At 37.4% G+C, this 13956-nt stretch carries 11 protein-coding genes; 9 read left to right on the forward strand and 2 right to left on the reverse strand.

All coding sequences use genetic code 11. From position 1 onward, the window contains the following. Positions 1-70: 70 nt before the first annotated feature. Positions 71-1219 (forward strand): acyl-CoA dehydrogenase family protein, encoded by a 1149-nt coding sequence (locus BMS_RS13090; RefSeq protein ID WP_014245299.1) that lies wholly within the window; start codon positions 71-73, stop codon positions 1217-1219. Positions 1220-1234: 15 nt separating this feature from the next. Here BMS_RS13090 and BMS_RS13095 read toward each other — a convergent pair whose 3' ends face one another. After that, a complete protein-coding gene (locus tag BMS_RS13095) occupies positions 1235-1954 on the reverse strand; it encodes a TrmH family RNA methyltransferase (protein ID WP_052590694.1) in 720 nt (239 codons plus the stop codon). A 162-nt stretch (positions 1955-2116) separates the two neighbouring features. Here BMS_RS13095 and BMS_RS13100 point away from each other — a divergent pair, with 162 nt between their 5' ends. From BMS_RS13100 to BMS_RS13135, 8 genes are all read left to right on the forward strand, one after another. Then, positions 2117-3253: an acyl-CoA dehydrogenase family protein gene (locus BMS_RS13100; RefSeq protein WP_044557613.1), complete on the forward strand. Its 1137-nt coding sequence runs from the start codon at positions 2117-2119 to the stop codon at positions 3251-3253. Next, positions 3250-4515 (forward strand): glucose-6-phosphate isomerase, encoded by a 1266-nt coding sequence (locus BMS_RS13105; protein ID WP_052590697.1) that lies wholly within the window; start codon positions 3250-3252, stop codon positions 4513-4515. Before BMS_RS13100 ends, BMS_RS13105 begins: the two co-directional genes overlap by 4 nt. Positions 4516-4642: 127 nt before the next feature. Beyond that, a complete protein-coding gene (locus tag BMS_RS13110; RefSeq protein ID WP_014245303.1) occupies positions 4643-5554 on the forward strand; it encodes a GGDEF domain-containing protein in 912 nt (303 codons plus the stop codon). Beyond that, a complete protein-coding gene (gene mutL, locus BMS_RS13115; RefSeq protein ID WP_014245304.1) occupies positions 5551-7275 on the forward strand; it encodes a DNA mismatch repair endonuclease MutL in 1725 nt (574 codons plus the stop codon). The genes BMS_RS13110 and mutL overlap by 4 nt, the downstream gene beginning before the upstream one ends. Then, positions 7272-8249 (forward strand): tRNA (adenosine(37)-N6)-dimethylallyltransferase MiaA, encoded by a 978-nt coding sequence (miaA, locus tag BMS_RS13120; protein ID WP_014245305.1) that lies wholly within the window; start codon positions 7272-7274, stop codon positions 8247-8249. The genes mutL and miaA overlap by 4 nt, the downstream gene beginning before the upstream one ends. 63 nt (positions 8250-8312) lie before the next feature. Continuing rightward, entirely contained in the window at positions 8313-9182 is an 870-nt protein-coding gene (locus BMS_RS13125; RefSeq protein ID WP_014245306.1) for a pyruvate, water dikinase regulatory protein, read from the forward strand. Beyond that, positions 9182-10519 (forward strand): magnesium transporter, encoded by a 1338-nt coding sequence (locus tag BMS_RS13130; RefSeq protein ID WP_014245307.1) that lies wholly within the window; start codon positions 9182-9184, stop codon positions 10517-10519. Before BMS_RS13125 ends, BMS_RS13130 begins: the two co-directional genes overlap by 1 nt. After that, positions 10509-11777 (forward strand): Nramp family divalent metal transporter, encoded by a 1269-nt coding sequence (locus tag BMS_RS13135; RefSeq protein ID WP_014245308.1) that lies wholly within the window; start codon positions 10509-10511, stop codon positions 11775-11777. Before BMS_RS13130 ends, BMS_RS13135 begins: the two co-directional genes overlap by 11 nt. On the opposite strand, the gene BMS_RS17120 is transcribed toward BMS_RS13135, so the two are convergent. Then, entirely contained in the window at positions 11774-13810 is a 2037-nt protein-coding gene (locus tag BMS_RS17120) for a serine/threonine protein kinase (RefSeq protein ID WP_014245309.1), read from the reverse strand. The genes BMS_RS13135 and BMS_RS17120 overlap by 4 nt on opposite strands. Positions 13811-13956: the final 146 nt, after the last annotated feature.

Consider the following 13956-nt stretch of genomic DNA (forward strand, 5'->3'; position numbering starts at 1 on the left):
AGTTGCGTCAAATTCACAATAAGTCATTGAAGACACTCAATAAATAGACCTTAGATCAAAAGGATTACTCATGTGGTTTTTTACTGAAGAAGAAAAACAGATAAAAGAATTATGCGCTGACTTTGCTCGCAGAGAACTTGCTCCTGTAGCAGAGAAGCACGATACAGAAGAAAGCTTCAACATTGAAGCCTTTAGAAAAATGGGAGAACTTGGAGTTCTTGGTATTACTGCCGATCCAAAGTACGGTGGTGCTGGAATGGGTGCTGTCGCAGCAACAATAGTCATGGAAGAGTTTGGAAAAGCTTGTGCATCATCAACACTAAGTTACCTCGCCCACTCTATTCTTTGCGTAAACAATATTCAAAACAATGCTTCTGAAGAGCAAAAAGAAAAATATCTTCCAAAGCTCATCTCCGGTGAACATATCGGTTGTATGGGAATGAGTGAGCCTGAGTATGGTTCCGATGCAGTTGGTATTCAAACAAAAGCGGAAAAGAAGGATGATCACTATCTTTTAAACGGTACTAAGATGTGGATCACAAACGCAGAGTATGCAGACGTTGCGTATGTTTACACAAGAACAGGGAAAGAGAGAAAGAACCTTTCAACTTTCATTGTAGAAAAAGGCGCTGAAGGTTTTTCAATAGGAAAGCCAATTCATAAAATGGGTATGAGAGCTTCCCCTACGGGCGAGCTTGTTTTTGATAACTGTAAAGTTCCTCACAGTGCTCTTGTTGGAAACGAAGGTGACTCTATTTATCACATGATGAAGAACCTTGAGCTAGAGAGAATTACTATTGCGGGTATCTCTCTTGGTATTGCTCAGGCCTGTGTTGATCAATGTGTTAAGTATGCAGGAGAAAGAGAGCAATTTGGTAAGAGCCTAGGTAACTACCAAATGATCCAAAAAATGATTGCAGAAATGGCAACTGAAACAGAGATGATGAGAAGATTCCTCTACACTGTTGCTAAAGAATATGATGATGGGAAGAAGGGACCAATGGTTGCCGCGCAAGTTAAGCTTCAGATCCCAAAGATGGCCACAAAGATTGCCCTGGATGCTATTCAGCTTCACGGTGGTTATGGTTACTCAAGAGAGTTCCCTGTTGAAAGAATGATGAGGGATAATAAACTTAACGAAATTGGTGCTGGAACTAATGAAGTTATGATTATGATCATCGCAAAAGAGCTACTCTCTCTTAGTAAAACAGCTAATTAAATCAAAGGGCCCTGACTACAGGGCCTTTTTTTTGAAGTGTTCTCTCATTAACGCCCTTGAGTATTGATTCGCCTGAAAGTAAAAGAAACTCTTAAAGAACTCCCTTTGCTCTTCATTAAAATCTCCTCCACCTTGGTGAGCCTTTCGTATTTGACTAGTAGCATGCTCTATCACTATTGCCGCGGCCACGGAGACGTTTAGAGATTGAGAATAACCATAGCTTGGAATAATACACTCTACATCACTCATCTCTCTTGCAACTTCAGAAATTCCAAAAGACTCATTCCCCATTAAAAGAGCGGTGGGTTTAGTAAAATCTACTTCAGTATAAGGAATCGCCTTATCACTAAAAGCAGTTGAGACAATTTGTACTCCTCTATCTTTGAAATATTGTAAGCAGTCTTTCGTTTCATACCACTTCTGCATTGTGACCCACTTGTGGGCCCCTTGAGATGTTCTATTAGTCCACTTCATTGGACCTTTTGTTTCAATGATTTCTAATTTTTGAACACCGAAGTTATCACAAGTTCTCGAGATAGCTTGCAGGTTTCCAAGATCTCCCAAGCTCTCCAAAATCACACTTAAACCTGAAATCCTCTGGTCTAAAATTCTCTCAATTAACTCTTTTCTTTGATCATTTAGAGAGTCCTCTACAATGGATCTCATAGTGTGATGATCAAAGTTCTTATCATTAATTTCTAACTTTTCTTCATGTGCTTTAAATACGACTTTCATAATTTTTGTACTATAAACTGCAGTGCGCACACTGCCAATAGTATAAGTTACTAGAACTAGGTTTTCTGCTTAGTGCTATTCACTCCTAATATTGCTAAATCATTGAGTTTTTTGCTAGTATGCCCTCTATCTTAAAATGCAAATCTAGTCGGGAGAACTTACGTGTTAAGTGAATTACAAGTCGAATTATCAAATCAACTCAAGAGATTTTGTCTTGATAAAATTGAACCTCATATGGAGGAAGACGATAGTAATGAAAACTTTAGAATGGACATCTACAATCAAATTGGAGAACTAGGTGTTGCAGGAGTTACAATTCCCGAAGAGTACGGAGGTGCTGGACTTAGTTACCAAGACCTTTGTGTTGTCTTAAGTGAACTTGCGAAGTCATCTGTATCTTATGCTGTCACTCTTTCAGTTTCTACAATGTCTCAATCAATTCTCGCTGAGTTTGGTAATGAAGAGCAAAAGAAAAAATATCTTCCGGCCCTAACAAGTGGTGAAGAAATCGCGGCATTCGCACTCTCGGAATCACACTCAGGATCAGACGCTGCTGCACTAAAAACAACAGCAAAGAAAGTTGAAGGTGGATACATTTTAAATGGTACAAAGATGTGGATCACTTCTGGTGGTATTGCCAAAACTTATATTGTAATGGCAAGAACTGGAGAGGAAGGTCATAAAGGAATTTCTGCTTTCATCGTAAGAGATGGAGCCGAAGGTTTCTCATACGGAAAGAAAGAAAATAAAATGGGGTGGAAAGTTTCCCCTACTCGCGAATTAGTTTTTGAAAATTGTTTTGTTCCAGAAGAAGATCTTTTGCAAACAGAAGGTATGGGATTTAAGATCGCACTTAGCGCTCTTGATAGAGGAAGAATTACAATTGGATCTATTGCCGTAGGTCTTGCCCAAAGGGCCCTCGACGAAGCTGTTAAGTATGCTCTTGATAGAAAGCAATTTAACCAAGCAATCTTCGACTTCCAAGGTTTACAATTTATGATGACAGACATGGCGACAGAAGTTGAGTGCTCTCGTCTACTGGTTGAGGAAGCCGCTAGAAATTTTGATAATGGAATCAAGAATCAAAAAGTTGCATGTATGGCAAAACTTAAGGCCACAGATACGGCAATGAAAGTTACAACTGACGCTGTTCAAGTCTTAGGCGGAGTTGGTTATACAAGTGAATACCCAGTAGAGCGTTTTATGAGAGACGCTAAAGTACTCCAAATTGTAGAGGGTACAAACCAAATCCAAAAAGTCGTCATAGGTAGATGTCTAAAAAAGGAATATGCTCAATGAATATTGAATTAACAAGTCCTATCGCCAGAGATGAAGATCTCTTTAGTGAAGATTTCCTACGAGAGAAGCTATCAGAGTTTAAGAAAATCATCGCAGATCCAGCAATTGGATTCTTTGATCTTCCGCAAACCCAGAAATACGCTAAGGCATGTGAAGAAGTTTATGAGAAGTATAAGGGTGCAAAGAACTTTATTCACGTTGGAATAGGAGGAAGTTCTCTTGGTCCTGAAATGCTTATCACTGCTCTTGGAAAGAGTGATACTCGTTTTGAGTTCATCAACAATATAGATCCCGAGAGAATTGCTGACCAATTAAAAGGTCTTGATCCAAATGATTCAATCTTCTACTTTGTTTCAAAGTCAGGGGGAACAGCTGAAATGACCGCGGCCATGGCCCTCATTATAAATTGGCTTGAAGACAAGGGACTTAATCAGGAAGAGTGGAGTAAGAAATTTATTTTTGCAACCGACCCTAAGAAGAGCATTCTTCTAGATCTTGCTACAGAACTCAAAATAACAACATTAGAGATTCCTTCAGATATCGGTGGAAGATTTAGTGTTCTCACTCCTGTTGGCCTCTTTCCTGCCCTATTTGCTGATATTGATATTTATCAGCTTTTAGATGGTGCGAGCAAATCTCGAGAGAATTGTCTAAGTGAAGACGTTTTAAATAATGAACTCCTCAATACTTGTTCATTTCTCTATGACTTAAAAAACTTTGATATCACTCAAACGGTCTTCATGCCTTACTCTTCTAAACTTAGAGACTTTTGTTTTTGGTTTACACAATTATGGGCCGAAAGTTTAGGCAAGAGATTAGACAATGATGGAGAAGAAGTCTTTACTGGGCTCACTCCTATTCCAGGGTATGGAGCTACAGATCAACATTCACAGATGCAGCTCTTTATGGAAGGACCACTAGATAAGTGCCTTCTTTTATTGGAAGTCGAGAAATTTTCTTGTGATTTCTCACTCAACTCCAATTTAGATTATCCATCATTCAATAAGTTATCTTCCCATACACTAGCAGACCTCATGAAGGCCGAGCTTTATGGTACGATAAAGGCCTTAAAAGAAAATGGCCGTCCACATATTCACTTCAAGATTATTGAAAATAACGCCGAAGCTATGGGTGAATTAATAATCTTTTTTGAAAGCTTGACTGCTTTAATGGGGCATTACTTAAATGTTAATCCATTTGATCAGCCAGGTGTTGAACTTGGAAAGGTGTACGCTTACGAGAAATTGGCCAAAGGCTTCTAGATTAAAAATTAACTAGGAAGTTATGTAAGCAGTTGTATAAAATGGCCCTTGGGGCTAGAATTGAGTTTAGTTAACTACATATAAATTCATTATTTTTTCAGATATTGATAAGAAGAAAGGTATAAAAATGAGTGACGATTCTACAGTTGTACTAACCGACATTAAAGCAGCACTTGCTTCAGCAGAGAATGAAGCACAACAAAAGCCAGCCGCCCTATTGGTAGTTGGTGGAGATTTGAATGGAACAATTTTTGATCTAGATCAAAATGAAATTACCTGTGGAAGAAATGCTGATAATAGCATTCCTCTAGAGTTTAATGGAATTTCTAGACACCATTTTAAAGTTGTAAATCAAGGTGATGATAATTGGTCGGTTGAAGATACTGGTTCTAAGAATGGTACCTTTTTAAATAATAAGAAAATCGAAGGTTCAGTTGCCTTAAACAAAGGTGACATGATCAAGCTTGGTAGTATGGCCCTTAAGTTTCTTCCTAAGGGAGATCCTGAGAGACTAACTTATGACAAGCTTAGTATGGAAGCCAATACTGATGGACATACAGGTTGTTATAATAAGACATACTTCAACAATAGAATCGAACTAGAAGTTAAGAAGTCAAAAGTTACAGGTGATCCTCTATCACTCATTCTCTTTGACCTAGACCACTTTAAATCATTAAATGATAACTATGGTCACGATGCTGGAGACTTTGTATTAAAAGAATTAGCTGATGTTATCAGAGGTGGCGGAGTTAGAGATAATGATGTCTTCGCTAGATATGGTGGAGAGGAATTTGTAATCTTACTTCCAAAGACTAACTTAAAGCAGTCTTTTGAAATTGCAGAAAGACTTAGAAAGCTAGTTCAAGACCATGACTTTAACTATGAAGGAAAGATTCTTCCAGTTACTGCTTCAATCGGAGTGGCCGACTACCGTCAAGGTGTGACTTCAGGTACAGAACTCTTTAAGAGAGCAGATGAATCTGTTTATAAGTCAAAAGAAGGTGGAAGAAATCAAGTGAACTTCTATCGAGCACAATGAGTTTAGAAGAAAAACAGCATAAGATAAATCTCTTACCAGAGCATTTAATAGATCAAATCAAGGCCGGTGAAGTAATTGAAAGACCGGCCTCTCTTGTTAAAGAACTCCTAGAAAACTCTCTCGATGCAAACTCTACGAATATTAAAATTTCAATAATTGAAAATGGACTAGAGCTTATTTCCATCGAAGATAATGGAGACGGAATTCTATTTGAAGACCTCCCCTACGCATTTTGTAGACACGCAACTTCAAAGATTGAAAGATTTGAAGATATATACAACCTCTATAGCTTTGGCTTTAGAGGTGAGGCCCTTGCTTCCATGGCCGCAATCTCTAGGATTACATGCTCATCTACACCTATAGATAATCCAGAACAGGGTGGAAAGATTGTCATTCATGGCGCCAAGGAAATGTCCCATACACCTCTAGCCTCTCGCAAGCAGGGAACATCTATTTTTATAAAAGACTTATTCTTTAATACTCCCGCTAGATTGAAATTTATCAAATCAAAAACTAGTGAGAAGAACGCGATAAAGAGAGTGATCAATGCTTTCATTCTTACCAATCCTAAAGTTCAATTCTCTGTGAAATGGGATGATAAAGATAAGAATATTTTTAAACCTGTTGAAGACACTCGACTAGCTGATCGTATAAGAGAAATCATTCTTCCAAAGAATTCTCCTAATAAGGAGCTCTACGAATTTGAAGGGGAATACGAAGGACATAGTGTAAGAGGTTTTGCTTCTGCTCATACGAGCAAAGGAAATGCTGGAAAGTCCCAGTATCTTTTTGTAAATGGCAGACTCTTCACAGATAGACAAATCCATCAATCCATTCTTCGAACGATGGAAAAAGTTTGGCCATTTGGAGAAACTGGTCACTACTGCGTGATGCTCAATGTTCCCCCTACTCAAGTCGATGTGAATGTTCATCCTAATAAGACGCAAGTTAAATTTTTCAAAGCAAATATTGTATTCTCTCTAGTTTCAGCCAGTATAAAGAAGTTTATAGAAGAGAATTTCAAAGAAGAAGTCGCTCCACAAAATGAACTCTTTAATAGAGACCAAGCAAAAGAGCAAAGTGTTCAAATGTTCTCTCAAAGTCCATTTAGTACTTATAGCGAACAAAGTAATCATCCAGTTTCATATGGGCCAAGTTCTCGTGTACTACCCACATTATCTAACACAGAGAGCGCGACTTTCTTGAGTAGATTAAATGAGCGATACCTACTTCTAACGGATGAAAACTCTAAGAAGTTCATGATCGATTCTTTTGCTCTCTTTATTCAATACTGGATAGATAATTGGAAAGAGAACTACCCTTATGATGAAGCTAAGACAACTCCTCTTTTAATTAGTGAGCCCTTCCAACTACACCAGGGAATAGATAAGCTTGCCAACTTTTTAAAAACGTTAGGACTAGAACTAGATAAGCTTGATGAATCTACCTACGCTCTAAGAACAATCCCTAACTGCTTTGACTCATTCAATATTAGAGAAGTTCTAAGTGATATTCTCACTATATTTCAACAAAGTTCGTTGAATCCAGATAATTTTGAAAAAGTACTTAACGAAACTATAAAAGATTTTAATCCCTCTCAATTCTTTTTAAGTGACTATGCGATTAATTATATATTACAACGATATACATTAGCACAGGCCCTTAACTCAAAGGCCATTGTTAACTTAGACAATGAAGCTTTGGAAAAGCTATTTAAATGAGTACAAAGAAAAATAAAATCATTATCATTTCAGGACCTACTGCCTCAGGAAAGACCTCTACAAGTATGTTGCTCTCCCATGCCCTCAAGCAAGAAGGACTAGACTCAGCAATTGTTAACTTTGACTCACTTCTCTTTTATAAAGAACTCAGTATTGGAACTGCCAAACCATCTAAAGAAGAACTCGAAACTTTTGAGCATCATTTAGTGGATATAGTCAGTGCAAGTAGCCCGCTAAATGCATCCGACTTCCTCTCTCGCGCCGATAGTACACTTTCAAAGCTAGTAAGTGAGAATAAAATCCCTATTTTTGTTGGAGGCTCCGCTTTTTACATTCGTGCATTCGTAAAGGGAATGTATGACTCTAACCCTATCTCTGAGGATCTCAGAGATAAAATAGATAAAGAATATAAAGAGAGAGGAATTCATTTCATTAGAGAAATCTTAGAAAAGAGAGACCCTGCTTCTTTTAATCAGCTTCACGAAAATGACCACTACAGAAATATTAGGGCCTATGAGCACCTTATGGCGACTGGTGAGCCCATTAGCCAACAGAAACAAAAGAGTGATGAGAATAATCCTTATGATTTTACTATAAATCGACTAAAAGACTTTGATATCATCCACATATATCTAGATCTTCCTAAGGAAGAGCATTGGAAGATTATTCTAAAGAGAACCGAAGAGATGGTCGCCAATGGACTTGTAGCAGAAGTTAAAAACCTTCTGGCATCTGGCTTTGACGGAAGTGAAAAGCCTCTTGGCTCAATTGGCTACAAAGAGACAATACAATTTATTAATGGAGAATTTGACTCCGAACAAGACTATATTGAGCGCATTGCCATATCCACAAGACAGCTAGCTAAGTCTCAACGAACCTTCTTTAAAAAGGTCACCCCCAAAGCAACTTTTCACCCCATCGATGACAAGAATAAAATAGTCAACCACACCCTTTCAGCGATAAAAGAAGAGTAGGATTTTTTTTCTCAATCCTTTGTTAAACCATTAAATTTGCTAAAATTAAGCAAAGGAATTTTTATGGCATCTCTTCCAAGAAAGTTAAAAATAATTATTATCTCCGATGGAACGGGAGAGACCGCAACAGCGATCTCCAGAGCGATTATGACTCAATTTCCAGATCGAGAAGTTTACTTTACTCGTTTTAAAAATGTTAGAACGACAGAGCAAGTAGACGCAATTTTTACAGAAGCAGCAATTCATCACGATTTAATTATCTATACCATTGTAACAAGTGAGCTTAGAGATTATATTGGCGATGTAGCTAGAAATCGTCACGTTAGAGCACTAGATCTTATCGGGCATGCCTTGACTGCTTTTTCCAATTACTTTGAACAAGAGCCTAAATCAGAACCAGGTCTACTTCATGCAGTTAATGATGACTACTTTAAGAGAGTGGCCGCCATGGAATTCACTCTTAATCATGACGACGGAAGAAATTTAGAAACTTTAAGCCTTGCTGATGTTGTTCTTATTGGAATTTCGAGAACCGGTAAAACTCCCCTCTCAGTCTATTTAAGTCAACACGGAGTCAAAGTTGTTAATGTTCCTCTCATAAAAGGAACGGAAATTCCTGAATCTCTTTTTCAAATTGATCAGAGAAAAATATTCGCATTAACAATTAATCCCGATGCCTTATTGGAAATTAGAAGAAAGAGATTAACAACACTTGGAGCTTCTAATCATACTGGTGACTACGCCGAACAAAGTAAAGTCATTGAAGAGCTTGAATGGGCGAATGACCTCTTTAGTGAAAATAAGAGATGGCCTATTTTTAATGTCACAGATAAAGCAATTGAAGAGACAGCTTCAGAAATTCTTAGACTTCTCAACATGAGAAAGAATAATATTTTCAAACAAAGCAAGAGAAACGAAGAGCGTGAAGACTAATGAGTATATTTAAGAATTTCTATGACATTCAGATTCACTTCTCTAATGCTCTTGGAACAAAGATTGTAAATGAGGATGGAGTTAAGCTTGGAAAGCTTTGTGACTTCTTTGTAGATTATGAAGAGGTCTACCCTCTTGTCCTAGCGGTTCAATTTAAAAGATCAGGTCAATCATTTTATATTTCATGGAATGATATTATTGAATACTCACATAAGAAAATCATTGTTAAGAATAATAGCTTTCACGGAAGAAGTAGAACTTATCCAAAAGCAACTACTAATAAAGTCATTACACCAATTCTCGCCAATCAATTCATAGGAGATACTGTAGAGTATCCCCCATTAGGTAAAATTGTATTGGATAGACAAATTGTCGATACAGCTGGAAAGAAAGTTGTAAGAGTAAATGATATTCAAATGATTAAAGCTGGAAGTAATTTAAGAGTCACTCATGCAGCAATAGGACTGCGTTCAATGATGAGAAGACTTGGCTATGAGCCAGCAATCGATAAAATTGTAGGAATGGTTAGACCTAAGTCTAAATATCTCTCAAGCGAGACTCTCATCAATTGGAAGTATGTACACGCTATTCCAAACAAGAGTATTCAGTCTTCTGTAAAATTAAATTTATCTAATGAAGATATAAAAGAGCTCCACCCTGCTGATTTAGCTGATATCTTAGAAGATCTAGATAGCCATGGTAGAGAAATTATTTTCAACAATCTCGATGCTAAGACAGCTGCTGAAACTTTATCTGAAGTTGATGATGAACTCCAGGCAACACTCTTAAAAAATGAAGACCCTGAAAGAGCTGCTGATATCATTGAAGAAATGGATACAGATGACGCTGCCGATATTTTAAATGAGATCGGTGGACAGAGGGCCGAAGATATTATTTCAAGAATTGAAGATGATGAAATTCTTGAAGAAATTCAAGAGCTACTCGTTTATCAAGAAAATACCGCTGGTGGCCTTATGTCCACGGAGTATCTCTACGTAAATAAGAACGATACTAAGGTAGATATTTTAGAGAAAATTCAAGAAGAACATGAAGACCTTGAGACTGTTTACGCTATTTATGTTGTAGACTCTGACCATAAACTTATTGGCCACTGCTCTCTTAGGCAACTCATCACTCAGAAAGAAAATATTCAAGTTGGTGAGATCATGAATACAAAAGATATAAAAACACTCAAGCCTGACGCTCACTGGAAAGAAGTGGCCAGCTTTATGAGTAAGTATAATTTAATCTACACTCCTGTTATCGATGAATCGAATGAACTTCTTGGAATGATTTCGATTGATGACTTACTACCTTGGTTATTAAATGAGCGATAAAGTCGAAAAGAAAGGTTCTCCTTCATTTTATACAAAGCTATTAATATTACTCAGTATAGTTGGACCAGGTATTATCACCGCTAATATTGATAATGATGCTGGTGGTATTGCAACCTACTCTCTCGTTGGTGCTAAGACGGGATTTAAACTTCTTTGGACCTTAATGCCTATTACTGTCGCTCTCATAATGGTGCAAGAGATGTCTGCTCGAATGGGAATTGCCTCTGGAAAGGGTCTCGCCGATCTCATTAGAGAAAAGTTCGGACTCAAGGTTACCTTTTATTCTTTATTCCTTTTAATTTTTGCAGATCTTGGTAATACCATGGCCGAATTTGCTGGGATCGCTTCTGCTGGAGAGATTTTTGGAATATCCAAATATATCTCTGTTCCACTGTGTTCCCTCTTTGTATGGCTCTTAATTACAAAAGGAAATTACAAAACAGTTGAGAGAATTTTTATTGCTGGCTGTGCTGTCTATCTTTCATATATTGTCTCTGGATTTATTATTGGTCCAGACTGGGGAGAGGTCGCCAAAGCAACCTTCATTCCCGACTTTGATGTTCTTACATCAGAGAATATGCCGTTAATTGTCGGCCTTGTTGGAACTTCCATTACACCTTGGATGCAATTCTATATTCAATCAGCTGTAGTTGAAAAAGGAATTTCGACTAAGCACTTATGGCACTCAAAACTAGACGTTATTGTTGGTTGTTTATTTATGGTGATGGTTACTATATTTATCATCATTTGTTGTGCGGTAACAATTCATAGTGCAGGAGTTCAGATCAACACTGCCGCTGATGCGGCAAGGGCCTTAGAGCCTCTAGCTGGTAAATACTCCAGTATTCTCTTTGGTATTGGCCTCTTTAATGCTTCTATCTTTTCAGCAGCTCTTCTTCCCCTTGCAACTAGCTACTATGTCTGTGAAGGAATGGGATGGGAGTCAGGAGTAGATAAGACTTTCAAGGAAGCACCAAACTTTTTTACGATCTTTACTCTACTTATTCTCATTGCAGCAGCGATGATACTTATTCCAGGAATTGATTTATTCAATATACTCATTTGGACACAGGTTATAAATGGTGTACTTATTCCTATTATCTTACTATTTATTATCAACCTGTGTAATGACCCTGATGTAATGGGAGAATATACTAACTCCACAGCCTATAATTTTATAAGCTATGGAATCGTACTATTAATGTTAATTATTAATGGGGCCTTGATTTACTATGAGGCCGTTCAAAGGTTTTTCTAGAGTATGAGCTCACAGAAATCAACAAATGAATCTTCTGTTAGCTCAAAATCAATCTTTCTTTCGATATTTTGTTTACCCATCTTAAAGTAAATACTATGAGCTGTTGGCTCTCCACTTTCAGACTTCTTAGTACTGATTGGAAAAGGAATTCCCCTCTTACCTCTAAATGGTAGAGATTCTTCTCTTGGTTCACCAAACATATTAAAACTAATACTGCCGCGAGCACAATTTCTAGACATTCTTAAATATCCGTAAGGCTGATAGTTTGTTTCTGTAACTTCAATGTTCTCATTATCTCCATCAGCAGGAGAGATTTTCTTAATAAAATGCTCTCGACCTGAAGTCTCTATTCTAATCCAGTGAACCTTTCCTGTAGTAACTTTAAACGAGTTCAAGAAATCTACTTTCGTCTGCTTACCATCAACAAAGACATGTTGCTTATGCTTATTAAAGCCTTTAAGAGTAATCGTTGCTTCTCCAGCACTCTCTCTAATTACATTTGAAACTGCTTCACTTTCAATATCAGAAGATGGAACTCTTTGTGTTTGAGTGTGAACTGCTGTATCAGAATGAACTTCTAATCCAACAAGCTCTTTCACCATTCCCATATTTGTATATCCAAAGTATAGACCAGCTCCGAGAACTGCAATAGATGCAACCTTTGTAAGTAATCCACTTTCTTTCTTTTTCTTCTTTACCTTTCTAACGTTAGTCTTTGTTCCAGTTCTCTTTGTTTTAGTAAGATCTGGCTTAGATATACGTTTCGTACCTTCCATAGGTCTTCTGGTAGTACGTGTTTTAGATGCACCAATTGAAAGCTCCTGAGTTCCATCATTCAGGTGTCCAAATTTTTCATCAATATCAACCTTAGACTTCGTCTGTCCTCTTCTTGCCCTTGTTCTTGTTTTTGTAGCCGGTTCTTCTTCTTCAAAACCAAAGTCAAGAACTTGCTCTTTCCTCTCAGCCGGAGCCTTAGCTGCAGGTGCCGCTTCTCCAGAACTACTCTCCGCAGGAGCTGCTCCACCACCACTTTGCTCTCTTTTAAGATCATCTAAGTATGGCTTTAGATCAATTTTTCCATACTCAAATAACTTCTCTCTATCTTTTTTTATCTCTTCTTTAAAAAGCTCTTTTGCAAAGAAACCTAAATCTGAAGAGTTAAAATCAGGATAAGTTGAGAATAGGAACTTAATAAGTGCCCTATTTAGCTGATCTAAGTTTTCATATCTCTTATTTCTATCTTTATGAAGGGCCTTCATAACGATCTCATCCAACTCTTTAGGAACGTTTGGATTGATAGTAGAAGGTGCAGGTATTTTACATTCCTGAATCTTCTTAAGTACAGCTAGATCATTAGATGCCTTAAATAACTTTCTTGAGCATAGCATTTCCCATAGAGTAATCCCCACAGCAAATTCATCATACCTTGGATCAAGTTCATGACCTTCAAGATACTCTGGTGCAAGATAAGAAAGCTTCCCTTTAATTGTCCCCGCTTGAGTTGCCTCTGAATTGGTTTCAGTCTTTGCAATACCAAAGTCAATTACCTTAATGGCGCCATCAAAGGTCAACATTATGTTATGGGGAGAAATATCTCTATGGATAATCTGTAAATCTTTACCTGTAAGTTTATCAGTTAATGTGTGAGCATAGTGAAGCCCCTGACAAACCTGAGTAATGATATAAACCGAAATTTCTACAGGAAATACAAACTTTCTTTCTTTTAACTTATCTAAATACTCTTTAAGGTTTCGACCATCACAATATTCCATTGCAACAAAGAGTTGATCTTGATGCATACCATAGTCATATGTTTGGACAATATTTGGATGCAATAATCCGAAAGTAGTTTTAATTTCGTCCATAAACATTATTCTAAAGTTTTCATCTTTAGAAAACTGTGGCTGAACCATCTTGATCGCAACGACTTTATCGGCCTGCTCCCCAAGGAAACGCGCCCTACAAATCTTTGCCATCCCTCCATCAATGAGGTGATCTAAAATTAAATAACGTCCAAATCTTTCTCTATCCACAATATAAACCTTATAATAGCCAATGTATTATACTATTTTTCAAATACTATATCGGACTCTCACATAAATTCTTGAGGAAAAAGATGTCTGAAACACCAAAAGAGTCTCTCTCAACAAAGAGAATAATTACAATAAGTTAAGCCTAA

Origin of the sequence: Halobacteriovorax marinus SJ (assembly GCF_000210915.2) — a bacterium.
Taxonomy (GTDB): domain Bacteria; phylum Bdellovibrionota; class Bacteriovoracia; order Bacteriovoracales; family Bacteriovoracaceae; genus Halobacteriovorax; species Halobacteriovorax marinus.